Here is a 25,095-nt window from a genome sequence, read left to right on the forward strand (position 1 = left end):
ACACGGTGCAGGAAGATCACGCAGGTCAGAAGGATCAGCAGGCTCAGCAGGAGAAGGTCGTCGAATACCTCAGAAAGGTGACGGCCGACCTTCGGCAGGCGCGGCAACGGATTGACGATCTGGAGTACCGGAGCAACGAGCCGATCGCGATCGTGGGCATGGCCTGCCGATTCCCCGGTGGGGTGGGCTCTCCGGAGGATCTATGGAATCTGGTGAAACATGGCCGGGATGCCATCTCCGCCTTTCCCGACGACCGTGGTTGGAATCTCGAAGAGCTGTATGACGCCGATCCGGATCATCCCGGCACCAGCTATGTCCGCGATGGCGGTTTCCTCTACGCCGCGCCCGAGTTCGATGCCGGATTCTTCGGGATATCGCCACGAGAGGCATTGGCGATGGACCCGCAACAGCGAATGCTTCTGGAAATAGCCTGGGAGACCGTCGAACAGGCCGGAATCGACGCCAGCACCCTCCGGGGGAGTGACACCGGCGTCTTCGTCGGGGCGACGGGCCAGGAATACGGGCCCCGGGTAGGGGCCGCGCCGGAAAGCGTTGAGGGCGTTCTGCTGACCGGCAGCACCCTGAGCATCATGTCGGGCCGTATCGCCTATCAACTGGGCTTTGTCGGCCCGGCGGTGACGGTGGACACGGCCTGCTCCTCCTCGCTCGTTGCCCTGCACCAGGCGGTGCGGGCGCTGCGTTCGGGTGAATGCGGCATGGCACTCGCCGGCGGCGTCGCCATCATGTCCACCCCCTCCGGCTTTATCGAGTTCAGCCGTCAACGCGGACTGTCGAACGACGGCCGCTGTCGCGCGTTCGCTGCGGGTGCGGATGGGACGGGGTGGGGTGAGGGTGCGGGGATGTTGTTGTTGGAGCGGTTGTCGGACGCTCGACGGAATGGTCATCGGGTGTTGGCGGTGGTGCGGGGTTCGGCGGTGAACCAGGACGGTGCGTCCAACGGCCTGACCGCGCCCAGCGGACCGGCCCAACAGCGGGTGATTCGGCAGGCGTTGGCGAACGCGGGTCTGTCGACCTCCGATGTGGACGCGGTGGAGGCGCATGGCACGGGGACCAGGCTCGGTGATCCGATCGAGGCGGATGCGCTGCTGGCGACCTATGGGCGGGGACGGCCGGCGGATCGTCCGCTGTGGTTGGGGTCGGTGAAGTCCAATATCGGGCATACCCAGGCCGCCGCCGGCGTGGCGGGGGTCATCAAGATGGTGCTGGCCATGCGGCACGGGGTCCTGCCGCGCACGCTGCATGTGGACGAGCCCACGCCCCATGTCGACTGGTCTTCCGGCGCGGTGGAGTTGTTGACGGAGGCCCGCCCCTGGCCCGAAAGCGACCGTCCACGCCGAGCCGCCGTCTCCGCTTTCGGCATCAGCGGCACCAACACCCATGTCATCGTCGAGCAGTATGCGTCGACGGAACCCGAGCCCGGGGAGGTGTCGGGGGCGGTGGTGCCGTGGGTGGTGTCGGGGCGTTCGGTGGCGGGGTTGCGTGCGCAGGCGGGGCGGTTGGCTTCGGTTTTGCGGGCGGATGAGAGCGTGAGTGTGGGTGGGGTGGCGTCGGCGTTGGTGTTGTCGCGTTCGTTGTTTGAGCATCGGGGTGTGGTGGTGGGTCGGGAGCGTGACGAACTGCTGTCCGGTCTGGAGGGGTTGGCTCGTGGTGAGGGGATTGCGGGTGTGGTCTCGGGTGGTGGGGTGGGTGTGGTGTTCACCGGTCAGGGGTCCCAGCGGGTGGGGATGGGGTTGGGGTTGGCGGCGGAGTTTCCGGTGTTCGCCGAGCACTTCTCCGAGGTGTGTGGGTTGTTCGACGAGCTGTTGGGTCTGTCTCTGCGCGAGGTGATCGCGTCGGGGGTGGGGTTGGAGGGGACGGGGCTGGCGCAGTGCGCGCTGTTCGCTGTCGAGGTCGGGCTTTTCCGTCTGTTGGAGTCGTTCGACGTTCCGGTGGGGGTGGTGGGTGGTCATTCGGTGGGTGAGATCGTGGCCGCACATGTTGCCGGGGTGTTGTCGCTGTCGGATGCGGTGCGGTTGGTGGAGGCGCGGGGGCGGTTGATGCAGGCGCTGCCAACGGGTGGCGCGATGGCGGCACTTGAGGCCACCGAGGAGGAGACCGGTAGCCTTTTGGACGATCATCCCGGGGTGGATCTGGCGGCGGTGAACGGTCCACGGTCCGTAGTGGTCTCCGGCCCCGAAACAGCCGTGGTCGATGCCATGGAGGACATCAGGGGTCGGGGTCGGCGGGTGAAGCGGCTGGCGGTCAGCCACGCCTTCCACTCCCGGTTGATGGATCCGATGCTGGCGGAGTTCCACCGGGTGGTGGCCGGCCTCTCCTTCGCTCCCGCGCGCCTTCCGTTGGTTTCCGCGCTCGAAGGGCGCACCGCCACGGATGAGGAGCTGTCGACGCCCGAGTACTGGGTGCGGCATGTGCGCCAGCCCGTCCGCTTCGCCGACATCGTCCACACCATGCACGACGAGTATCAGGTCCGCCGGTTCCTCGAACTCGGCCCCGACGCGGTCCTCACCCCCCAGATCGAAGCAGCCCTCACCGATCAGCAACCCGAACCCACCACCGTCCCCGCCCTACGCGCCGACCGCCCCGAACCCGACACCTTCCTCACCGCCCTCGCCCACCTCCATGTCCATGGCACCCCCGTCAACTGGACCCCCCACCTCAACCCCACCCCCCACCGCCACATCGACCTCCCCACCTACGCCTTCCAACGCCGCCGCTACTGGCTGGACGCACCCGAGGCCACCCCGGCCGGCAGCCGTGCTACCCCCGCCCCGCTGGACCCGGTGACGGCGACGGCGGCGGAGGAGGAGAGTTCCCCCGGCGCACTGCTCCACCAGTGGCTCGCCGGCCGCACCGGTGCCCAACGCGAGCGCGCCCTGCACGACTTCGTACGTGAGCAGGTCGCCTCGGCGCTCGGCTATGACGATCCCGCCGAGATCGCGCCCGACCGGGCCTTCGCCGAGCTGGGCCTGACGTCGATCACCGCCGTCGACCTGCGCGGCCGGCTGAACGAGGCGACGGGCCTCCGGCTGCCCGTCGGACTCGCCTTCGACTTCCCCACCACCCGCGCCCTCGCCGCCCGTCTGGATTCCGAACTCACCGGCACCACAACGGAGTTGGTGCAGGCGCAGCGGGCGGGCCAGGACGACGACGACCCCGTCGTGGTCATCGGGATGGCATGCCGGTTCCCCGGGGGAGTGGCGACGCCGGACGATCTCTGGCGGCTCGTCGCCGACGGCGTCGACGCGGTGACCCCCTTCCCCGAGGACCGAGGCTGGGACACCGAAGGGCTCTACGATCCGGACCCGGACCGTTCCGGCCGAACGTATGCCCGGGACGGCGGCTTTCTGCACGAGGCACCGGACTTCGACGCCGACTTCTTCGGCATCTCGCCACGCGAGGCGCTGGGCATGGACCCGCAGCAGCGGCTGCTGCTGGAGACCAGCTGGGAGGCCCTGGAACGAGGCGGCGTCAACCCGGCTTCGGTGCGCGGCACCCAGGTCGGCGTGTTCGTCGGCGCCTCCTGGCAGGCGTACGGGCCCGAGCTGTCGGCGGCGCCCGAGCAGGTGGAGGGCCGACTGCTCACCGGCGGCGCCCCCAGCATCATGTCGGGGCGCGTCGCCTACGAACTCGGCCTCAACGGGCCGGCGTTGACGATCGACACGGCCTGCTCCTCGTCCCTCGTCGGGGTCCATCTGGCCGCCCAGGCGCTGCGCGGCGGCGAGTGCCGGATGGCGTTGGCCGGCGGTGTGACGGTGATGTCCACGCCGGGGGCCTTCGTCGAGTTCTCCCGGCAACGGGGGCTCGCGCCCGACGGCCGCTGCAAGGCGTTCGCGGCCTCGGCGGACGGCACCAACTTCGCCGAGGGCATCGGCATGCTGGTCCTTGAACGGCTGTCCGACGCGCGCCGCGACGGGCACCGGGTGCTGGCGGTGGTGCGCGGCACCGCCATCAACCAGGACGGCGCCTCGAACGGACTCACCGCGCCCAACGGCCAGGCCCAGCAGCGGGTGATCCGGCAGGCGCTGGCCAACGCCGGCCTCTCCGCCGTCGATGTGGACGTGGTCGAGGCACACGGCACCGGCACCAGGCTCGGCGACCCCATCGAGGCGGAGGCGCTGCTGGCCACCTATGGCCAGGACCGGCCGGACGGCCGGCCGCTGTGGCTCGGCTCGCTGAAGTCGAACATCGGGCACACCCAGCACGCCTCCGGAGTCGCCGGCATCATCAAGATGATCCAGTCCATGCGGCAGGGCGTGCTGCCCAGGACCCTGCATGTCGACCGGCCGACCCCCGACGTGGACTGGACCTCGGGCTCCATCGAGCTGCTGACGGAACCCCGCCCGTGGACGGACACCGAGCGCCCACGACGGGCCGCCGTCTCCTCGTTCGGCTTCAGCGGCACCAACGCCCACATCATCCTGGAGGCGCCCACGCCCCAGCCGGCGCCCACGCCCACCCCCGACAACGAGCCGCCGCGGGACGACGCCGAGACCGAACACACCGTCCTCCCCTGGGTCCTGACCGCCCGTGGCGACGCCGCACTGCGCGACCAGGCCGCCGCCCTGCACCGAAGCGTGGAGCGGACCCCGGACACCGACACGGCCGATATCGCCTGGTCGCTGACCGCCACCCGCGCCGTGCTGGAGAACCGCGCCGTCGTCCTCGGCGAGGACCGGTCCTCGCTCATCGCCGCGCTGGGCGAGCTGGCCGCCGGCACCCCGTCGGAGTCCGTCGTCACCGGAACCGCCACCGCCGGCAGCGAACGGGTGGTGTTCGTCTTCCCCGGACAGGGCGCGCAGTGGGAGGGCATGGCCGCCGAACTGCTCGACAGCGCACCGGTGTTCGCCCGTTCCATGGCCCGGTGCGACGCCGCGCTCGCCGAGTTCACCGGCTGGTCCGTGCTCGACGTGGTGCGCCGCGTCGAAGGCGCGCCACCGCTGCGGCGGGTGGACGTACTCCAGCCGGCCCTCTTCGCGGTCATGGTCTCCCTGGCCGAGCTATGGCGCTCGCTGGGCGTGGAGCCCGCCGCGGTGGTGGGCCACTCCCAGGGGGAGATTGCCGCCGCCCATGTCGTCGGCGGCCTGTCCCTGCGCGACGCGGCCCGCCTGGTCGCACTCCGCAGCCTCGCCCTGCTGCGGCTCTCCGGCAGAGGCGCCATGGCCTCGCTGCCGCTCTCGGTGTCCGAGGTGGAGAAACGCCTCACACCATGGAGCGACGCCCTCTCCGTCGCCGCGATCACCGGCCCCAACGTCACCGTGGTGTCCGGCGCCCCCGAAGCCCTCGACGCGCTGCTCGCCGAGGTGGCCGCCGACGGGGTGCGCGCCCGCCGCATCCCCGGCGTGGACGCCGCCGGCCACTCACCGCAGGTCGAGGAGCTGCGGGAACACCTCCTCGACGTGCTCTCCGCCGTCCGGCCACGCCCCTCCACCATCCCGTTCTACTCCACGGTGACCGGCACCCAACTCGACACCGCCGAACTCGACGCCGACTACTGGTACCGCAACATGCGCGAACCGGTGCGGTTCCAACCGGCCGTCCAGGCCCTCGCCGAGCAGACACGGGCCGGCGTCGTCGTCGAGGTCAGCCCGCATCCGGTGCTCACCATCGGGATCCAGGAAACCGTCGACGCACTCGACACCGACGCCCTGGTACTGGGCACCCTGCGCCGCGACAACGGAGGCCCCGTCCAGTTCCTGCACGCGCTCGCCCAGGTCTTCGTCCGAGGGGCGAACGTCAACTGGAACGCGCTGTTCGACACCACCGGCCCACGGCTTCCCGTCGACCTGCCCACCTACGCCTTCCAACGCACCCGCTTCTGGCTACCCGCCGGCTCCGGCCAGGGCGACGTGACCTCGGCCGGACTGTCCCCCGCCGACCACCCGCTGCTGGGCGCCGAGGTGCCGGTCGCCGGCGAGGACGGCACCCTGGTGCTGACCGGGCGGCTCGGCCTCCGCACCCACCGCTGGCTCGCGGACTACTCCGTACTGGGCACCCCCCTCGTGCCGGACAGCACCCTCCTGGAACTCGTCGTCTCGGCCGGCGACCGACTCGGCTACGACCGCGTCGCCGAGCTGACCACGCTCGCCCCCCTGGTGCTGGACGAACGCACCGCCAGCCAGATCCAGGTGGTCGTCGGCGCCCCCGACGATCTGACGGGACACCGCCCCGTACGGGTGTACGCGCGACCCGAACCACGCGACGGCGCCGAGACGCCCTGGAGCGAACACCTCACCGGACAGCTCGCCCACGGCGACGACACACCCCCGAACCACACCACCCCCGCCATCCCGAGCCCCTGGCCACCGGCCGAGGCGACCGGCATCGACGTGACCACCGCCTACGCCGAAGCGGCCGAGAACGGCTACCACCACGGCCCCGCCTTCCGCGCCCTGGACGGCCTGTGGCGGCACGGCCACGAACTCCACGCCCGACTCGTCCTCACCGACGACCAGCGCGCCGAAGCACGCACCCATGTGCTGCACCCGGCGCTCTGGGACGCACTCACCCACCCACTGCTGCCCGGCGCACTCGCCGACCCGCCCGGCGCCACCGGCCTCCCCGTGACCTGGCGTGACCTCCGGGTCCACGCCACGGGCGCCGCCCGACTCCGCGTCCGCCTGACCCCCGGCGAGGCCGCCGACACCGTCCGGCTGGTCGCCGTCGACGACGAGGGCGGCCTCGTCGTCACCGGCGAGATCGCCCGCCTGGAGCCCGCGACAACGGAACGACTGCGCGCGGCCCCCGGCACCCGCCCGCACTCCCTCCACCAGGTGAACTGGGACCGGCCCACCGAGCCCTCCACTCCCCACATCCCCACCTCCTGGGCCCTGTTGGGGCCGGCCGACGCCGACCTCACCGCCGCACTGACGGCCGTGGCCCCCGTGACCACCCACCCGGACCTGGACGCGCTGACCCGGAGCGTCCAGGAGGGCGAGCCGACCGTGATCCTGCCGCTCACCTCTCCCACCCCCGCCGACCAGCCCCTCCCCGAAGCGGTGCGCACACACACGCTGCGGACGCTCGACCTGGTGCAACGGTGGCTCGCCGACGACCGCCTGACGGGCACCCCACTGGTGGTGGTGACGCGTGGTGGTATCTCGACGGGTGAGGGGGATCCGGGGGGTTTGGCGGCTTCGGGTGTGTGGGGTCTGGTGCGGAGTGCGCAGACGGAGAATCCGGGTCGGTTTGTTCTGGTGGATCTGGATGATGACGGGCGTTCGGTTGCCGCGTTGTCGGTGGCTCTGGGGACGGGTGAGCCTCAGCTGGCGATCCGCTCCGGGACGGTGCTGGTGCCACGCCTGGCCCGGGCGGCGGGCGAGTCAAGCACGGGCAGCGGTCTGGGCGTTGGAACGGTGTTGGTGACGGGTGGTACGGGTGTGTTGGGTGGTTTGGTGGCGCGGCATGCGGTGGTGGAGCACGGGGTGCGCAGCCTGTTGTTGGTCAGCCGCAGCGGCCCTGCGGCTCCGGGCGCCGCCGAACTGGTGGCGGAGTTGGAGGAGTTGGGTGCGCGGGTCGCGGTGGTTGCCTGTGATGTGGCGGACCGTGCGGCGCTGCGTGAGGTGTTGGTCGAGGCCGTTCCCGGGGAGTTCCCGCTGTCTGCTGTGGTGCATACGGCGGGGGTGTTGGACGACGGGGTGATCGGCTCGTTGACGCCGGAGCGGGTGTCGGCGGTGCTGCGTCCCAAGGTGGATGCGGCGTGGAACCTCCATGAACTCACCCGCGACCTCGACCTGGACGCGTTTGTTCTCTATTCCTCCGTGGCCGGTCTGATCGGCGGTCCTGGGCAGGGCAACTACGCGGCGGCCAACACCTTCCTCGATGCCCTCGCCCGCCACCGTCGTTCGCTCAACCTGCCTGCCACATCTCTTGCTTGGGGGTTGTGGGGGAGTTCTGGGTCGGGTGGCGGGATGGGTGAGGGGTTGGGGGGTGCGGATCTGCGGCGGATGGCGCGGGCGGGGGTGCGGGCGTTGGGTGATGTGGAGGGGATGGCGTTGTTCGATGCGGGGGTGGCGTCGGGTGCGTCGGCCGTGGTGCCGGTGGGGTTGGATCTGCGGGCGTTGCGGGGGCTGGGGGATGGGGTGCCGGCGGTGTTGCGGGGTGTGGTGGGCTCGGTGGTGCGGCGGGGTGTCGCGGAGGCCGTTGCGGTTGACGGCATGGCGGAGTTGGTGTCGCGGTTGGCGGGTTTGTCGGGGGTGGAGCGGGTGCGGTTGGTGGGGGAGATGGTGCGCGGTCAGGTGGCCGCCGTGTTGGGTCATCCCGATCCCGAGGCGATCGAAACGGACCGGCAGTTCAAGGCGTTGGGGTTCGATTCCCTGACGGCGGTCGAGTTGCGCAACCGTCTCAAGACGGTGACCGGGCTGACGCTCCCCGCCGCCCTGATCTTCGACTACCCCACCCCCGACACCCTCGCCGCCTACCTCACCACCCAACTCGCCCCACCGCTCGACACGACCACAGGAGCGGACGGCGAGAGCGAAGAGGACCTGCGGGTACGTCAGCTGCTCGACTCCATCCCCATCAGCCGGTTCCGACGGGCGGGCCTCCTCGACATGCTCCTCGGCCTCGCCGGCGAGGACACCGAAGCCAAACCGGACGCCGCCACCCCCGAACCCGACGAAGAACCGCTGTCCATCGACGAGATGGACGACGAAGCGCTGCTGCGCCTGGCCATCGACGGCTCGAACAACTGACACCCGAGGGGAGAGCGCGATGACCACATCAACCGACCGCTACCGTCAGGCACTTCGGCAGTCGCTGAAGGAGACCGAACGGCTACGCCAGCAGAACCGGCGGCTCGTCAGCGCGATGACGGAGCCGATCGCCATCGTCGGCATGGCCTGCCGGTTCCCCGGCGGCGTCGAGTCCCCGGACGACCTGTGGCGGCTGGTGGCCGACGGCGAGGACGCCATCTCGACCTTTCCGACCACCCGAGGCTGGCCCGACGACCTCTACGACCCGGACCCCGAGCGCCCCGGCCGGACCAACACCAACGAAGGCGGCTTTGTCCACAACGCCGACACCTTCGACGCGGCGTTCTTCGAGATATCGCCCCGCGAGGCCCTTGGCATGGATCCTCAGCAACGTCTGCTGCTGGAGACCGCGTGGGAGACCATCGAACACGCCGGCATCGACGCGGCCGAACTGCAGGGCAGCGACACGGCCGTCTTCGTCGGCGGCAACGGCCAGGACTACCCGTTGCTGCTGTTGACCACCGCCCCCGAGGCGGTCGAGGGCTTTGTCATCACGGGCAACGCCGCGAGCGTGACCTCGGGCCGTATCTCCTACCAACTCGGCTTTGTGGCCCCTGCGGTGAGCGTCGACACGGCCTGCTCCTCCTCGCTGGTGGCGCTGCATCTGGCGACCCAGGCGCTGCGCTCCGGCGAATGCTCGCTGGCGCTGGCCGGCGGGGTCACCGTGATGGCCTCACCCTCCAGCTTTGTCGAGTTCAGCCGCCAGGGCGGGCTGGCCGCCGACGGTCGCTGCAAGGCGTTCGCTGCGGGTGCGGATGGGACGGGGTGGGGTGAGGGTGCGGGGATGTTGTTGTTGGAGCGGTTGTCGGACGCTCGACGGAATGGTCATCGGGTGTTGGCGGTGGTGCGGGGTTCGGCGGTGAACCAGGACGGTGCGTCCAACGGCCTGACCGCGCCTAACGGTCCCTCCCAACAGCGGGTGATTCGGCAGGCGTTGGCGAATGCGGGTCTGTCGGCGTCGGATGTGGACGTGGTGGAGGCGCATGGGACGGGGACGCGGCTTGGTGATCCGATCGAGGCGGATGCGCTGCTGGCGACGTATGGGCGGGGGCGGTCGGCGGATCGTCCGTTGTGGTTGGGGTCGGTGAAGTCGAATATCGGGCATACCCAGGCGGCCGCCGGTGTGGCGGGGGTTATCAAGATGGTGCTGGCCATGCGGCACGGGGTCCTGCCGCAGACGCTGCATGTGGACGAGCCCACGCCCCATGTCGACTGGTCTTCCGGCGCGGTGCAGCTGTTGACGGAGGCCCGCCCCTGGCCCGAAACCGAACGCTTACGGCGCGCCGCCGTCTCGTCCTTCGGCGTCAGCGGCACCAATGCGCATGTGGTGTTGGAACAGGCCGAACCGGAGCCGGAGCCGGTTGGGACGTCGGGGGCTTCTGGTGTTGTGGTGCCGTGGGTGGTGTCGGGGCGTTCGGCGGCGGGGTTGCGTGCGCAGGCGGGGCGGTTGGCGCAGGTTTTGCGGGCGGATGAGAGCGTGAGTGTGGGTGGGGTGGCGTCGGCGTTGGTGTTGTCGCGTTCGTTGTTTGAGCATCGGGGTGTGGTGGTGGGTCGGGAGCGGGGGGAGTTGCTGTCCGGTCTGGAGGGGTTGGCTCGTGGTGAGGGGATTGCGGGTGTGGTCTCGGGTGGTGGGGTGGGTGTGGTGTTCACCGGTCAGGGGTCCCAGCGGGTGGGGATGGGGTTGGGGTTGGCGGCGGAGTTTCCGGTGTTCGCCGAGCACTTCTCCGAGGTGTGTGGGTTGTTCGACGAGCTGTTGGGTCTGTCTCTGCGCGAGGTGATCGCGTCGGGGGTGGGGTTGGAGGGGACGGGGCTGGCGCAGTGCGCGCTGTTCGCTGTCGAGGTCGGGCTTTTCCGTCTGTTGGAGTCGTTCGACGTTCCGGTGGGGGTGGTGGGTGGTCATTCGGTGGGTGAGATCGTGGCCGCACATGTTGCCGGGGTGTTGTCGCTGTCGGATGCGGTGCGCCTGGTGGAGGCGCGGGGGCGGTTGATGCAGGCGCTGCCAACGGGCGGCGCGATGGCGGCACTTGAGGCCACCGAGGAGGAGACCGGTAGCCTGCTGGCCGATCATCCCGGGGTGGATCTGGCGGCGGTGAACGGTCCACGTTCCGTAGTGGTCTCCGGCCCCGAAACGGCCGTGGTCGATGCCATGGAAGTGGTGCGGGGTTGGGGTCGGAGGGTGAAGCGGCTGGCGGTCAGCCACGCCTTCCATTCCCGGTTGATGGATCCGATGTTGGCGGAGTTCCGCCGGGTGGTGGCCGGCCTCTCCTTCGCTCCCGCGCGCCTTCCGTTGGTTTCCGCGCTCGAAGGGCGCACCGCCACGGATGAGGAGCTGTCGGCGCCCGAGTACTGGGTGCGGCATGTGCGCCAGCCCGTCCGCTTCGCCGACATCGTCCACACCATGCACGACGAGTATCAGGTCCGCCGGTTCCTCGAACTCGGCCCCGACGCGGTCCTCACCCCCCAGATCGAAGCAGCCCTCACCGATCAGCAACCCGAACCCACCACCGTCCCCGCCCTACGCGCCGACCGCCCCGAACCCGACACCTTCCTCACCGCCCTCGCCCACCTCCATGTCCACGGCACCCCCGTCAACTGGACCACCCACCTCAACCCCACCCCCCACCGCCACATCGACCTCCCCACCTACGCCTTCCAACGCGAACGGTTCTGGATCGACGCACCCGAAGGAGGCGACGGAACGGCGCTCGGGCGGGCCTTCCAGCGGAACGCCGACCCCGTGGACGGGGGGATGAGCATCCGGGAACAGATCGCCCAACAGCCGGAGGCAGAACGCCGGTTGACGGTGGACGAGGTGGTGCGCGACGCGGTCGGCGGAGTGCTGGGCTACGCGGGCCGCGAGCTGTCCCGGGAGCGAAACTTCACCGAGTTGGGGCTCAACTCCCTCACCGCATCCGAGCTGCGCGGCGCCATCAACCGCGCGCTGGGGCTGCGTCTGCCGGTCGGCGCCGTCTTCGACCATCCGACCATCGCAGCGCTGACCCGGTTCCTCGCCGGCGAGCTGGCCCGTGAACTGCCCACCGAAACCAGCCCACTTGCGCCGCGCGGCCCGCTGGTCACGCTCTTCCAGGCCGCCTGCGCGGCCGGCAAGGCGCAGGAGGGCATGGAACTGCTCGCCGTGGCGGCCGATCTCCGCGAGGCGACGGACGCCGGACCCGCCGAGTACCTTGCCCGTGAGCCGGCCCGGTTCGCCGAAGGCGCCGAGCGACCCGTGCTGATCTGCCTGCCGTCCCTGGTGGCGCCGGCGACCCCCTACCAGTACGCGCGCATCGCGGAGAGATTCCACGATATCCGGGACCTCCGGGTGGTCGTGCCCTCCGGATACGAACAGAAGGAGCATCTGCCGGAATCTCTGGAATCCGCCGTCGAGCTGCATGCCGAGGCGGTGCGTCAGGCGGCGGAAGGCTCCCCTTTCGTCCTGGTCGGATACTCCTCGGGCGGTTGGCTCGCGCATGCGCTCGCGCAATCCCTGGAGGACAGCGGAGTTCCGCCCGCCGGCGTGGTACTGCTCGACAGCTATCTGCCGGACGACGCCGAAATAGCCGCGCTGCAGACCGCGTTGTACCGCGAGATCGCCGGTAAGGAACAGCTGGTCGATCTCATCGACGACGTCAAACTCGCTGCGATGGGACGGTATCTCCACCTCTTCCGCGACTGGTCCCCCCAGCAGATCCACGCCCCCACGCTCTTTGTGGCAGCCGCCACCTTCACCGACCCGGAACCGGAGCCGGATTCGGGCCTGAAACGGGAACCAGCTTCAGGCGCCTCCTGGCCCCTGCCGCACACCCGGGAAGAGGTTCCCGGAAGCCATCTGTCCATGATCGAGGAATTCGCGGCGGAGACCGCCGAGGCCCTGCAACGCTGGTTGGCTGGCTCTCCCAGCGCGCGCGGCGCAGAAAGGGACGAGTAATGTCCGATACATCGAGCACGGCGGGCCAAATGGACCTGCTGAGCCGGGAATTCACGCAGAACCCGCATCTTCCCTATCGCAGGATGCGCGACGACGGAGTGGTGCGCAGGCATGTCGTGAAAACCCTGGCGACGGAGTTACACGCCTGGGTCGTCACCGGATACGAGGAATCCCGCGCGATGCTCGCCGACCCTCGGCTCTCCAAGGAGGCCGAGGAACTGCTGAAGGTCATGGCTGCGCAGACGGTGCGCCCCGGCGAGACCATCGCCCAGACGCCGCGCAGCATGCTGTTCAGCGACCCGCCCGACCACACCCGCCTGCGCAAACTGATCGGCAACGCGTTCACCATGCGCCGGGTCAGGGAGCTTCGGCCCTGGATCGAGGAGACCACCGACGGACTGCTCGACTCGGTCCGGCCGGGGGAGCCGTTCGACCTCGTCGAGCGGATCGCCATGGCGCTGCCGATCTACGTCATCGGCAAGCTGCTGGGCGTGCCGCCCGAACGCCGGGACGACTTCCGTTCCTGGAACGGGGTGTTGGCCGGCCTGGAGACCTCCGCCGAGGAGAAGGGGAAGGCACACCAGCTGGCGTTCTCCTACCTCAGGGAACTCATCGCGGACAAGCGTCGCGCCCCCGGCGACGACATGGTCTCCGCGCTGACCGAGATCCAGGAGGACGGCACCCGGCTCACCGAGCCCGAACTGCTCTCCACCATCTTCCTGTTGATGAACGCGGGCTATGAAACCACCGCCCATATGATCAGCAGCGGAACGCTGGCGTTGCTCCAGACGCCGCACCAGCGGGAACTGCTGCGCCGCGACCCGACCCTGGTACCGGGGGCCGTCGAGGAGTTCCTTCGCTACGAGAGCCCGCTCAATCTCTCCACCATCCGCTTCACGGCAAGCCCGGTTCGCCTGGGCGATGTCACCATCCCCGCCAACGAGATCGTCTTCATCTCGTTGCTCTCCGCGAACCGCGATCCGGAGAAGTTCGACGAGCCCGACACCTTCGACGTCCTCCGGGCGAACAAGTCGCATCTGTCGTTCGGTCACGGAATCCACCACTGCATCGGCGCCCCACTGGCCCGAATGGAGGGCGAAATCGTCTTCCGCAAGCTGCTCGAACGGTTCGGCACCTGGCAACTGGGAGTACCGGCCGAAGAGTTGGAGTGGAAGTACAGCGCGCAGTTCCGCGGTCTTGAACGCCTGCCCATTCGCCTCTCCTGAGCAGAACCCCCCTGAGCAGACCCACCCCTGACCAGAGCCCCACCACGCAATTCGACACCGAAGGAGCGGACACATGTCCAAAGAGGTCGTATCCCTCTTCTTCCAGGCGAGCCACGACAACGACGTCGAAACGGCCATGAGCTGTTTCGCGGAGGACGGCATCTGGGTCGACCCCACCGGCAAGGTCTACGAGCGGAACGAGATCAAGGAATACCTCGTCCAGCAGATCGGGGTCCTTGAGGACTTCCACAGCCAGGGAGTCTCCGTCAACTACTTCGACATGGTCGAGGCCCCCGACGGACGCGTCTATATCGGTGCCTCGGTGAAGGCCGCGGACGGCACCGAGATCCGCCGCTTCCTGGACGTCTTCGAGATGCGCGACGGAAAGATCGCCGTCAAGGACGTCTTCGGCAAGCAGTAGAGCCGAAAGCAGTAGAGCCGAAAGCAGGAAAGCCGAAAGCAGCAGAGCCGACCCCGACCGGTCCGGCCGCCGCCCCGCCCCCGGCAACGGGCACGGCCGGACCGGTCCCACCTCGGCGGCCCGAGGAGGGAGCCACATGAGTGACCCACGTTGGCACACCGAAGTCGACCGCGGCCGGTGCGTCGGCTCCGGCATGTGCGTGAGCATGGCGCCCACGCACTTCCGGCTCGACCAGGGACGCGCCCGCACTCTGCGGGACGACGCCACCGCCCCCGACGAGTCGATCGTGGATGTGGCCGAGTCCTGCCCCGCCGAGGCGATCACCGTGCGCGACGCCGCCTCCGGCCGCCTCGTCGCACCCCAGGACGTCTGACTCCCAAGGGGAGAACCCGATGAGTGACGAGACCGAACTCACCACTTACCCGTTCAGCGAGCCCGACCGCCTGTCGGTCGACCCCGGATACGCGGCGGCCAGGGAACGCGAGGGGCTGACCCGCGCCCAACTCCCCTACGGCAGCCCGACCTGGCTGCTGACCCGCTACGACGACGTCAAGTCCATGCTGGGCGACCCCAGGTTCAGCCGGGAGGCCGTCGTCGGCGAGGACGAACCCCGGTTCATGCCGTATGTGCACCGCTCCGACGCCCTCACCACCATGGACCCACCGCGACACACCCGGCTGCGCCGCGTCGTCTCCCGCGCCTTCTCCTCGCGGCGCATCGAAACCCTGCGGCCCAGGACACAACGCATCGTGGACGATTTGCTCGACGCCATGGAACGCGCCCCCGCGCCCGTCGACCTGATGGAGTCGTTCGCCCTCCAGGTGCCCATGGCCGTCATCTGCGAACTCCTCGGCGTCCCCTTCGACGACCGCGAACGGTTCCACGAGTGGAGCGCCGTCCTGGCCTCCACCGCCACCTCGGGAGTCGATGTCGACGTCCTCATGCGGGCCAACGAGGACCTGCGTGCCTACCTCGCCGACCTCGTCGAACAGCGCCGCCGGGAACCCGCCGAGGACCTGCTGACCGTCCTCGTCGAAGCCCGCGACACCGAGGACCGCCTCACCGAGGACGAGATGATCTCACTCGCCTGGTCGGTGCTGCTCGCCGGCTACGAGATCACCGCCTACCAGATCGGCAACTTCGTCCACACCCTGCTCACCCACCCCGACCTGGCGGCCCGGCTGAGCAAACACCCCGAGGACGTGGCACCCGCCGTCGAGGAACTGCTGCGCCACATCCCGCTCACCTCCTCCGCGTTCTTCCCCCGACGCGCCACCGAGGACGTCGAACTCGGCGGCACCCTGGTGCGCGCCGGAGAGGCGGTCCTGCCGTCCATGATGTCCGCCAACCGCGACGAAACGGCGTTCCCCGACGCCGCCCGCATCGACTTCGACCGCGCCCCCGACGTCCAACACCTCAGCTTCAGCTACGGAATTCATCACTGCCTGGGCGCCCAACTCGCCCGGATGGAGCTGCAGGTGGTCACCGGCACCCTGTTCCGCCGCTTCCCCGAACTGCGGCTGGCCGTCCCCGCCGAGGAGGTGCCCTGGCGCGAGGGAGCCATCCTGCGCGGCCCGATACGACTTCCCGTCACCTGGTGAACCAGCAAGGCCAACAAGCGAGTTGAGACACCGTACCGACACCGACCGCCCCGCCGCCGCCCCCGTGGCGACGGGGCCGCCGGCCTGCCCGCACCCCCACACCCACACGGGTGACGCGCCCACTCACTATCGTTGCGGAAACCGTGGTCCCGCCGAGTAGCGTCACGATATCGGCCGGTGACATGCCCCGGCCTCCCCGTCGAACGGTCGAACGAAGGAGACCCGGTGAGCAGGATTGTCGTATTCGGAGCGGGCGGACGAGGCGGCCAGCGCGTCGTCGCCGAGGCACTGTCCCGGGGCCACCAGGTCACCGCCGTGGTCCGCGACCCCGCCAAATACGCCCAACTGGCCTCCGACGCCGTGACCCTGGTCGCGGGAGACGTCACCGACCCCGACAGCATCGCCGCCGTGTCCACCGGACACGACGCCGCCATCGTCTCCGTCTACCGGCCCGACGTCGACGCCTCCGCCTACTACGGCGCCGCGGCCCGCGCCCTGCTCGCCGGCCTGGAGAAGGCCGGCGTCGAACGCCTCGTCATCCTCGGCATCGGCACCCTGCTGGAGAGCGCGCCCGGCGTCCGCTTCATGGACCAGCCCGAGTTCCCCGCCTCCTTCGCGCCGTTCAACAACGGCCGCGCCGTCGAGCTGGAGGTGCTGCGGACCAACGGCTCCGCCGTCGACTGGGTGGTGGTCGCCGCGCCCCCCACCCCCCTGGACAACGTCACCCCCCGCACCGGCCGCTACCGCACCACCGGCAACCGGCTGCTGCCCTACGACAACGGCGACGGCCCCACCTTCGACTACCCCTACGACGACAGGGGCCCGAAGTTCACCTTCACCGACCTCGCCGTCGCCCTGGTCGACGAGGCCGACACGCCACGGCACCACCGCCAGCTGGTCGGCGTCACCCACTGACCACCACCCGCCGACGCCTCGTGGGACGAACCGGCCGCGCCGCCCCTCCCACGAGGCGCCACGGGCGGCCGACCGCGGACACCCGCCGAGGAAGACGCCGAGGAAGACGCCGAGGAAGACGAAGATGACCAACGCCCCGCGAGCCGGCCAGGCCCCGAGCACCCGCGTCAGCCGCGGGGTCGCCCTGGCCCTCATCTCGCTGGCCCAGCTGATGATCACCCTGGACTCGACGATCGTGTCGGTCGCCCTGCCCGCCATCCAGGACGCGGTCGACCTCAGCGACGCCGGCCGCCAGTGGACCGTCACCGCCTACACCCTCGCCTTCGGCGGCCTGCTTCTGCTCGGCGGGCGCGTCGGCGACCTCATCGGCCGCAAACAGGCCCTGCTCATCGGCGTGGCCGGCTTCGTCCTCGCCTCCGTGCTCGGCGGCGCCGCCGTCAACGTCGAAATGCTGCTCGGCGCCCGCGCCCTCCAGGGCGTGTTCGCCGCCCTGATCGCGCCCTCCACCCTCTCCCTGATCACCACCACCTTCACCGAACCACGGGAACGCGCCAAGGCGTTGGGCGTCTACGCCGCCTGCGCCATGTCCGGCGGAGCCCTCGGCCTCGTCCTCGGCGGCGTCCTCACCGACTACCTGAACTGGCGCTGGTGCCTCTTCGTCAACGTCCCCCTCGGCGCCGCCGTCCTCATCGGCGTGCTCACCTCCGTGCCGACGCCCCCCAGGGAAGGCCGCTCCCGCCTCGACGTGCCCGGCGCCGTCCTCAGCTCCCTCGCCATGCTCGGCCTGATCTACGGCTTCGGCGAGGCCGCCGAATACGGCTGGTCCTCCTGGCAGGTCATCGGCGCCCTGGCCGCCGCCGCGCTCCTGATGGCCGTCTTCCTGCTCAGCCAGTCCCGGGTGACCCAACCCCTCCTGCCGCTGCGCGTCCTCGCCAACCGCGACAGCGCCGCCGCGTTCCTCGCCATGGGCGTCGCCGCGTTCTGCACCTACGGAATGCTGCTCGGCATGACGTACCAGTTCCAGACCGTCATGGGCTACTCGCCCCTCAGGACCGGACTGGCCTTCCTCGGCTACGTCGGCACCGCCGTCGTCTTCTCCACCCAGGTCGCCCGCTGGCTCGTGGCGCGCGCCCCGCTGGGCCCCATGATCGCCTCCGGCCTCGGCGTGTTCGCCGTGGCGCTGCTGCTCCTGACCCGCCTCACCCCGGAGTCCGACTATCTGACGGACATCCTGCCGGCGCTGATGCTGTTCGGCATCGGCGTGGGAACGCTGACGGTGCCCGCCATGACCACCGTGATGACGGTGACCGAGAGCCGCGACTCCGGCGTCGCCTCCGCCATCATCAACACCGTGCAACAGGCCGGCGGTTCCGTCGGCGCCGCGCTGCTGAACACCATCTCGATCAGCGCCGCCGCCACCTACCTCGCCAGCCGCGACGGGGACCCGGGCAGCGAGCTCAGCGCCTCCGTGCACGGCTTTGTCGTCGCCTCCCGCTGGAGCGTCGGCATCGCGCTGGCCACCGCCCTCGTCGTCCTGGTCGCGGTCCGCGTCCGCACCGGCCCGCAACCCCGCGCCGTCGCCGGACAGCGGGAGAACGAAACCGAACCTGCGGACGTCTGACGGCCCCGCCCCGGTGCCGGGACCCGAACACGACAACCGGAAACGACAACCCGGAAACGACAACGGAGTGGGGACGGCGGCACCGCCCGGGCCGCCGCCCCCACTCCCGTCCGTCCGGCCCGTCAGGCGACGGCGACCAGCGCCCGGTGGTGCTTGGGCGCCTCGATCTCGTCGATCAACGCCACCGCGAGGTCCGTGTAGGAGAAGGCCGGGGCCCCCTCCTCCGACGGCAGCACGGAACGCCCACCCGAGGTGTAACGACCCGGCCGCTCCGCCTCGTTGTCCAGCACCGCCGGCGGCGGCGCCAGCACCAGCCAGTCGATCTCGGTCTCGGCCTGCTCCAGCGCCTCCAGCTCGGCGACATGCCCCAGCGAGAAGATCCGGCCCTCCTCGGGGAAGTCCGGCGTGTCATGCACCGCCACGCCCGGCGACACCTCCAGCGCGGTGCCGATCCCCACCACCAGCAGGCGACCCACCCCGGACCGGCCCAGGCCCTTCACCAGGGCGCGCGCCGCGCCGCCGAAGAACTCGTCCACCGGCAGGCCCGGCTGGAACGACGCCTGGATGGCGGCGTCATGCCCCTCCGACACCTTCGCGATGCTGTCGGCATCCAGCACGTCACCGGCGACCACGGTGACCGCCTCGCCGCTCAGGTCCTCGTACTTGGCGGGGTCGCGCACCACGGCGGTGACCTGGTGACCACGGGACACGGCCTCGGCGACCGCCCGACGTCCAGCCTTTCCTCCGGCACCGAAAACCACAATCTTGCTCATCCCGAGTCCTCCGTTCGACAAAGCCCGGCAAGCGGCCGCGGCTGTGACTGCACGTTAGACGGCACTACCCTGGTTACCGCAACGATAGTTGGGGTACTGTGGGGAGCGTGAGTGAGCCACTGGACCCGGAGATGTTCAACGGGTGCAAGAGTTTCGCATTGCCCATCCGCTTCGGCAACAAGTGGACGGGGAAAATCCTGCTCTGTCTGCGGGATGATCGCCGGCGCTTCTCGGAGCTTCAGACGGCCCTTCAGGGCATCACCCCCAAGGTTCTCGCCGAGTCCCTGCGCGCGCTGGAACGCGACGGATTCGTCTCCCGCACCTCCTACCCCGAGGTGCCCCCCCGCGTCGAGTACGAGCTGACGGATCTCGGGCGCTCCCTCCTCGAACCGATGGCAGCCCTCTGCAGATGGACCGAGGCCCATCTCACCGAGCTGCTGGCCGAGCGCACCTCCGTCTGACCCCGCCCCTTCGCCCAACTCCCCGGTAGCGAACGGCCCTTGACAACGCCTCGGGCCACCCGCACCCCCCTTTTCACGCCACGACAGTCCCAGCACCACGGTCCGCGTACCCCCACCGCCACCGGCGTCCCGGGTACGCGGACCTTCGCGTTCCCCACCACCCCCGTGTCCCCGCGAACAGCTCCCCCTGCCCCGGCACCGCCGAAGAGGGGGTGTAGGGGGTGGCTGCCCCGACAGGTCGCTGGCTAGCGTCTTCAAGAGGCCGGAACCCGTGATATTCGGCCTCCATTTGTTCGTCACTCGTCATTCCCGATGGATGCGGACGGAGAGATAGCCGTGGGGTCTTTGGTCGACGCGCTTCTGGAAGGCGCGACACCGCAAGAATTGGAACGCGCGGACTTACCCGACGAATACACGGCCGCTCATCTGCGCGCCGAGGATTCCGAGATGTTTCGCGGAGTCGCGGACAAGGACGTCCGGAAATCCATCCGAGTGGGCGCCGTGCCCATGCCGGAACTCGCACCCGACGAGGTGCTGGTGGCCGTCATGGCCAGCGCGGTCAACTACAACACCGTCTGGTCCGCCATGTTCGAACCGGTCTCCACCTTCCGGTTCCTCAAGAACTTCGCCCGCCAGGGCGGCTGGACCACCCGACACGACCTGCCCTACCAGGTGGTGGGCTCCGACGGCGCCGGAGTGATCGTCCGCGTCGGCAGCGGCGTCCGCCGCTGGCGGATCGGTGACCATGTCGTCCTCAGCCCCGCCTATGTCGACGACCAGGAACCCGCCACCCACAGCGACGGCATGCTCGGCGAGGAACAACGCGCCTGGGGCTTCGAAACCAACTTCGGCGGCCTCGGCGAGTACACCGTCGTCAGGACCAGCCAACTCGTCCCCAAGCCGCCCCACCTCACCTGGGAGGAGGCCGCCAGCAACACCCTGTGCGCCGGCACCGCCTACCGCATGCTGGTGGGCGACCGGGGCGCCCGCATCAAACAGGGCGACGTCGTCCTCATCTGGGGCGCCGGCGGCGGACTCGGCGGCTACGCCGTGCAGTTCGTGCGCAACGGCGGCGGCATCCCCGTCGGCATCGTCGGCTCCGAGAGCAAAGCCGACGTGGTGCGCCGACTCGGCTGCTCCATCGTGATCAGCCGCGAGGAGATCGGACTCACCGACGACCCCACCGACGACCCCGACCGGGTCCTGACGATCGGCAAACGCCTCGGCGCCCTCATCCGCGAACGCGCCGGCCGCGACCCCGACGTCGTCTTCGAACACGTCGGACGGGCCACCTTCGGCATCTCCGTCTTCGTCGTCCGCCGCGGCGGAACCGTGGTGACCTGCGGATCCAGCACCGGCTACCAGCACGTCTTCGACAACCGCTACCTGTGGATGCGCCTCAAACGGATCGTCGGCAGCCATGTCGCCAACCTCCAGGAAGCATGGGACTGCAACCGGCTCATCGCCTCCGGCCGCATCGTGCCCACCCTCTCCGCCGTCCACCCCCTCGCCGATGTCGCCGACGCCTGCCGCCTCGTGCAGGAGAACCGCCACACCGGCAAGGTCGCCATCCTCTGCCTCGCCCCCGAGACCGGACTCGGCGTGACCGACCCCGCGTTCCGCGCCCGCATCGGCGACGAACGACTGAACCCGCTGCGGGGACTCACCCCGCCCATCGGAGAGTGACCATGACGACATCCGAAGGGCAGCGGTCCATCGGGTTCCTCGGCACCGGCTCCTATGTGCCGGCCCGCGAAGTGTCCAACGAGGAAGTCGCCGAGCGCGTCCCCGACATCACCGCCGACTGGATCGTCCGCAAGACCGCGATCCGCAGCCGCCGCTACGCCGCCCCCGACGAGGCGACCTCCGACCTCGCCGCACACGCCGCCCGCGCCGCCCTCGCCGACGCCGGCCTCACCGCCGACCGCATCGACCACCTCATCGTCTCCACCTCCACCGGCGACCACCCCCAACCACCCACCGCCAGCATCGTGCAACACCTGATCGGCGCCCACGACGCCGGCTGCTTCGACATCAACGCCGTCTGCGCCGGCTTCGTCTACGGCGTCGAACTCGCCCGCTCCCTCGTCGCCGCCAACCCCGGCAGCCGGGTCCTGGTGATCGCCGCCGACCTGTACTCCAGAATCCTCGACTTCGACGACCGCCGCACCGCCGTCCTCCTCGGCGACGGCGCGGGAGCCGTCGTCGTCGGCGAGGTCGACGCCGGACACGGCCTCCTCGCCACCGAACTGTCCACCCGGGGCGACGCCCAGGACCTGATCAAGGTCCACGCCGGCGGCAGCCGCATCCCCACCACCGCCGAAACCGTCGCCGAGGGCGCCCACTACTTCACCATGCGGGGCCGCGGCGTCCGGGACTTCGTGATGACCCATGTGCCGCCCGCGCTGGAGAAACTCCTCGCCGACGCCGGCTTCACCCCGGCCGACGTCAGCTGCTTCGTGCCCCACCAGGCCAACGGGGTGCTGCTCGACGAACTCGTCGGCCGCTGCGAACTCCGCGACGCCACCACCGCCCGCATCCTCGAACGCTACGGCAACATCGGCAGCGCCTCCGTTCCCGTCGCCCTCGACGACGCCGCACGCGCCGGGCACATCGCCCCCGGCGACCTCGTCCTGCTGTCCGCCTTCGGCGGCGGCATGTCCATGGGCAACAGCCTGCTGCGCTGGGCCCCACCCAGGGAGCCCGCATGACGGCCGTCGAACGCGTCGGCGTCGTCGGCTGCGGCCTGATGGGCGCCGGCTTCGCCGAGGTCACCGGCCTCGCCGGCCTGGACGTCATCGTCCTCGCCACCGGCGAGCAGAGCGCCGCCCGCGGCCGACAACGACTCGCCGACTCCCTCGACCGCGCGGTACGCCGAGGCCGAACCACCGTCGCCGACCGGGACATCGCCCTGCGCCACATCACCTTCACCAGCGATATCAAGGACCTGAGCGACCGCCAGTTCGTCCTCGAAGCCGTCCCGGAACGCGTCCACGAAAAGCGGGCCCTCTTCGCCGAGTTGGACACGGTCGTCCAGGACCCCGACGCCATCCTCGCGTCCAACACCTCCTCCATCCCCATCATGAAGATCGCCGGCGCCACCCGCGACCCCGGCCGCGTCATCGGCGCACACTTCTTCAACCCCGTCCCCGCCATGCCCCTGGTCGAACTCGTCAGCTCCCTGCGCACCCACCCCACCACCCTGGAACGGACCAGGGCCTTCGTCACCGACACCCTCGGCAAACAGACCGTCCACGGCGCCGACCAGCCCGGCTTCACCGTCAACGCGCTCCTCGTCCCCTATCTGCTGTCGGCCGTGCGGATGCTCGGCTCCGGCAGCGCCAGCGCCGAGGAGATCGACCGGGGCATGACCCTCGGCTGCGGCCACCCCATGGGCCCGCTCGCCCTAATCGACCTGATCGGCCTCGACACCATCGCCTCGGTCGCCGACGCCATGTACGAGGAGCTGAAGGAGCCCCTGTACGCGCCCCCACCCCGACTGCTGCGCATGATCGAGGCCGGCCGGCTCGGCAGAAAGACCCGGCAGGGCTTCCACACCTACTCCTGACCGGCGCACTCGACTACGGTGAACGACGTGCGAGCTGTGGTGTTCGACGCGTTCGGCGGGCCGCCCGGGATACGGGACGTGCCCGATCCGGCGGTGCCCGACGACGGGGTCGTCGTCCGGGTCGCGGCCACCGGGCTGTGCCGCAGCGACTGGCACGGCTGGATGGGCCACGACGAGGACATCGCCCTGCCCCATGTGCCGGGCCACGAACTGGCCGGCCGGATCGAGGCGGTGGGGCCCCACGTCACCCGCTGGCGGGTGGGCGACCGCGTCACCGTCCCCTTTGTGAGCGCCTGCGGACGCTGCCCCAGCTGCGCCGCCGGCGACCACCAGATCTGCGAGCGGCAACGCCAACCCGGCTTCACCGACTGGGGATCCTTCGCCGAGCGGGTGGCGCTCCACCACGCGGACATCAACCTCGTCGCCGTCCCCGACCGCATGGAATGGACCACGGCCGCCGCCCTCGGCTGCCGATTCGCCACCGCCTACCGCGCCGTCGTCGCACAGGGCCGGGTCAGGCCCGGCACCTGGGTCGCCGTCCACGGCTGCGGCGGCGTCGGCCTCTCCGCCGTCATGATCGCCGTCGCGGCCGGCGCCCTGGTCGTCGCGATCGACACCCACCCCGAAGCCCGCGCCCTGGCCGCCGAGTTGGGCGCCGCCGTCTGCCTGGACGGAGACGACCCACCCGAGAGGATCGCCGAAGCCGTACGGGCCGCCACCGACGGAGGCGCCCACCTCTCGCTCGACGCGATCGGCTCACCGACCAGCTGCGCCGCATCCCTGCACGGCCTGCGCCGCCGAGGCCGCCACGTCCAGGTCGGCCTGCTGCCGCACGGCGCCCGGCTGCCCATGGACCGCGTCGTCGCCCTGGAACTGGCCGTCCTCGGCAGCCACGGCATGGCCGCCCACGCCTATCCCGAGATGATGCGCGGGATCGACGCCGGCACACTCCGCCCCGAACTGCTGGTCCGCTCCACCATCCCCCTCGACGACGCCCCCGCCGCCCTCACCGCCCTCACCGAGGGCTCCACCCCCGGCGTCACCGTGATCATCCCCTAGTACTCCAGTTGCAGTTCGCTATCGCTGCTGGTCAGGAGCCTGTTTCTGAGTGTAGCGGTGTAACGGGCCGTTATCTTCAGCGGGTTCGTGACTTCGGGTGTGGCGGGCCGTTGTGCTGGTCGTGCAGGATGATGTGCAGCCCGATGTCTGGTTGTCGGAGCTGGAAGAAGTGCTCGTGCGGGTCGGCCACCGGTTCAGCCGGGTCGATCTGCGGCGGCGGATGCGCGCCTACGTGCGGGGCCTGCTCGGCCAGGTGGGCCGGAAGAACGGCTGGCAGCTGGCCGAGTACGCAGGTCACAGCACGCCGGCTGGGTTGCAGCACTTACTCGGCCGGGCGTGCTGGGATCCTGACGAGTTACGGGATGACCTGCAGGAATACGTTGCTGAGAGGCTCGGGGATCGGGCTGGCGTGCTGATCGTCGATGACACGGGCTTCATCAAGAAGGGCACCACGTCGGCTGGGGTGCAGCGGCAGTACTCCGGCACGGCCGGCCGCACGGAGAACTGCCAGATCGGCGTGTTCGCCGCCTACGCAACCAGCAAGGGGCGGGCACTGGTCGACCGGGAGCTGTATCTGCCGAAGTCCTGGACACAGGATGCGGACCGCTGCACCGCGGCGAAGATCCCCCACGAGCGGGAGTTCGCCACCAAGGGCGATCTCGCCAAGGTGATAGTGGCCCGCGCCCTGGCCTCACCCCTGCCGATCGCCTGGGTGACCGCGGATTCCGCCTACGGCCAGGAGTGGCGCTTT

Annotated in this window: 14 protein-coding genes and 1 pseudogene; 14 read left to right on the forward strand and 1 reads right to left on the reverse strand. The window is 70.2% G+C overall.

The genetic code is table 11. From position 1 onward, the window contains the following. The first annotated feature begins 5 nt into the window (after positions 1-5). The 8 genes and pseudogenes from AOM46_RS34840 (at position 6) to AOM46_RS27350 (ending at position 18,483) form a co-directional block, all read left to right on the forward strand. On the forward strand, positions 6-8,711 hold the full coding sequence (locus AOM46_RS34840; protein WP_078857225.1) for a type I polyketide synthase: 8,706 nt from the start codon (positions 6-8) through the stop codon (positions 8,709-8,711). A 52-nt stretch (positions 8,712-8,763) separates the two neighbouring features. Next, positions 8,764-12,699: pseudogene (locus AOM46_RS27320) on the forward strand (type I polyketide synthase); the annotation flags it as partial. A gap of 83 nt (positions 12,700-12,782) precedes the next feature. Continuing rightward, positions 12,783-13,925, forward strand: a complete 1,143-nt coding sequence (locus AOM46_RS27325) for a cytochrome P450 (protein ID WP_234314033.1) — start codon at positions 12,783-12,785, stop codon at positions 13,923-13,925. A gap of 73 nt (positions 13,926-13,998) precedes the next feature. Continuing rightward, positions 13,999-14,346 carry a nuclear transport factor 2 family protein gene (locus AOM46_RS27330; protein WP_062216200.1) on the forward strand — a complete coding sequence of 116 codons (348 nt, stop codon included), beginning with the start codon at positions 13,999-14,001 and terminating at the stop codon, positions 14,344-14,346. 136 nt (positions 14,347-14,482) lie between these two features. Further along, positions 14,483-14,719 carry a ferredoxin gene (locus AOM46_RS27335; protein ID WP_062216202.1) on the forward strand — a complete coding sequence of 79 codons (237 nt, stop codon included), beginning with the start codon at positions 14,483-14,485 and terminating at the stop codon, positions 14,717-14,719. A gap of 19 nt (positions 14,720-14,738) precedes the next feature. After that, on the forward strand, positions 14,739-15,947 hold the full coding sequence (locus tag AOM46_RS27340; RefSeq protein ID WP_062216204.1) for a cytochrome P450: 1,209 nt from the start codon (positions 14,739-14,741) through the stop codon (positions 15,945-15,947). Between the two features lie 225 nt (positions 15,948-16,172). Next, positions 16,173-16,862, forward strand: coding sequence for an NAD(P)-dependent oxidoreductase (locus AOM46_RS27345; RefSeq protein ID WP_062216206.1), 690 nt, complete (start codon positions 16,173-16,175; stop codon positions 16,860-16,862). 124 nt (positions 16,863-16,986) lie between these two features. Then, positions 16,987-18,483 carry an MFS transporter gene (locus AOM46_RS27350; RefSeq protein WP_062216208.1) on the forward strand — a complete coding sequence of 499 codons (1,497 nt, stop codon included), beginning with the start codon at positions 16,987-16,989 and terminating at the stop codon, positions 18,481-18,483. 122 nt (positions 18,484-18,605) lie between these two features. On the opposite strand, the gene AOM46_RS27355 is transcribed toward AOM46_RS27350, so the two are convergent. Further along, positions 18,606-19,256: an NAD(P)-dependent oxidoreductase gene (locus AOM46_RS27355; RefSeq protein WP_062216216.1), complete on the reverse strand. Its 651-nt coding sequence runs from the start codon at positions 19,254-19,256 to the stop codon at positions 18,606-18,608. 107 nt (positions 19,257-19,363) lie between these two features. On the opposite strand from AOM46_RS27355, the gene AOM46_RS27360 reads away from it, so the two are divergent. The 6 genes from AOM46_RS27360 to AOM46_RS27385 form a co-directional block, all read left to right on the forward strand. Then, positions 19,364-19,717: a helix-turn-helix domain-containing protein gene (locus tag AOM46_RS27360; RefSeq protein ID WP_078857226.1), complete on the forward strand. Its 354-nt coding sequence runs from the start codon at positions 19,364-19,366 to the stop codon at positions 19,715-19,717. 312 nt (positions 19,718-20,029) lie between these two features. After that, the gene (gene ccrA, locus AOM46_RS27365) at positions 20,030-21,403 is read left to right on the forward strand and encodes a crotonyl-CoA carboxylase/reductase (protein ID WP_370592769.1); all 1,374 of its coding nucleotides are present in this window, start codon (positions 20,030-20,032) and stop codon (positions 21,401-21,403) included. A 2-nt stretch (positions 21,404-21,405) separates the two neighbouring features. Continuing rightward, positions 21,406-22,428 (forward strand): 3-oxoacyl-ACP synthase III family protein, encoded by a 1,023-nt coding sequence (locus AOM46_RS27370; protein ID WP_062216222.1) that lies wholly within the window; start codon positions 21,406-21,408, stop codon positions 22,426-22,428. Next, positions 22,425-23,285 carry a 3-hydroxybutyryl-CoA dehydrogenase gene (locus AOM46_RS27375; protein WP_062216223.1) on the forward strand — a complete coding sequence of 287 codons (861 nt, stop codon included), beginning with the start codon at positions 22,425-22,427 and terminating at the stop codon, positions 23,283-23,285. The genes AOM46_RS27370 and AOM46_RS27375 overlap by 4 nt, the downstream gene beginning before the upstream one ends. Positions 23,286-23,312: 27 nt before the next feature. Continuing rightward, a complete protein-coding gene (locus AOM46_RS27380) occupies positions 23,313-24,344 on the forward strand; it encodes a zinc-dependent alcohol dehydrogenase family protein (RefSeq protein WP_062216320.1) in 1,032 nt (343 codons plus the stop codon). Between the two features lie 133 nt (positions 24,345-24,477). Next, positions 24,478-25,095, forward strand: a 618-nt coding sequence (locus tag AOM46_RS27385; RefSeq protein WP_234314058.1) for an IS701 family transposase, incomplete at its 3' end; no start/stop codon positions are given.

Source organism: Streptomyces sp. NBRC 109706, from assembly GCF_000974485.1.
GTDB lineage: Bacteria > Actinomycetota > Actinomycetes > Streptomycetales > Streptomycetaceae > Streptomyces.

Excerpts from the sequence above, each read along its gene's own strand:
- AOM46_RS27325 (WP_234314033.1), top strand. The coding sequence starts at position 12,783 with ATGCGCGACGACGGAGTGGTGCGCAGGCATGTCGTGAAAACCCTGGCG.
- AOM46_RS27330 (WP_062216200.1), top strand. The coding sequence starts at position 13,999 with ATGTCCAAAGAGGTCGTATCCCTCTTCTTCCAGGCGAGCCACGACAAC.
- AOM46_RS27335 (WP_062216202.1), top strand. The coding sequence starts at position 14,483 with ATGAGTGACCCACGTTGGCACACCGAAGTCGACCGCGGCCGGTGCGTC.
- AOM46_RS27340 (WP_062216204.1), top strand. The coding sequence starts at position 14,739 with ATGAGTGACGAGACCGAACTCACCACTTACCCGTTCAGCGAGCCCGAC.
- AOM46_RS27350 (WP_062216208.1), top strand. The coding sequence starts at position 16,987 with ATGACCAACGCCCCGCGAGCCGGCCAGGCCCCGAGCACCCGCGTCAGC.
- AOM46_RS27355 (WP_062216216.1), bottom strand. The coding sequence starts at position 19,256 with ATGAGCAAGATTGTGGTTTTCGGTGCCGGAGGAAAGGCTGGACGTCGG.
- ccrA (WP_370592769.1), top strand. The coding sequence starts at position 20,030 with ATGGATGCGGACGGAGAGATAGCCGTGGGGTCTTTGGTCGACGCGCTT.
- AOM46_RS27370 (WP_062216222.1), top strand. The coding sequence starts at position 21,406 with ATGACGACATCCGAAGGGCAGCGGTCCATCGGGTTCCTCGGCACCGGC.
- AOM46_RS27375 (WP_062216223.1), top strand. The coding sequence starts at position 22,425 with ATGACGGCCGTCGAACGCGTCGGCGTCGTCGGCTGCGGCCTGATGGGC.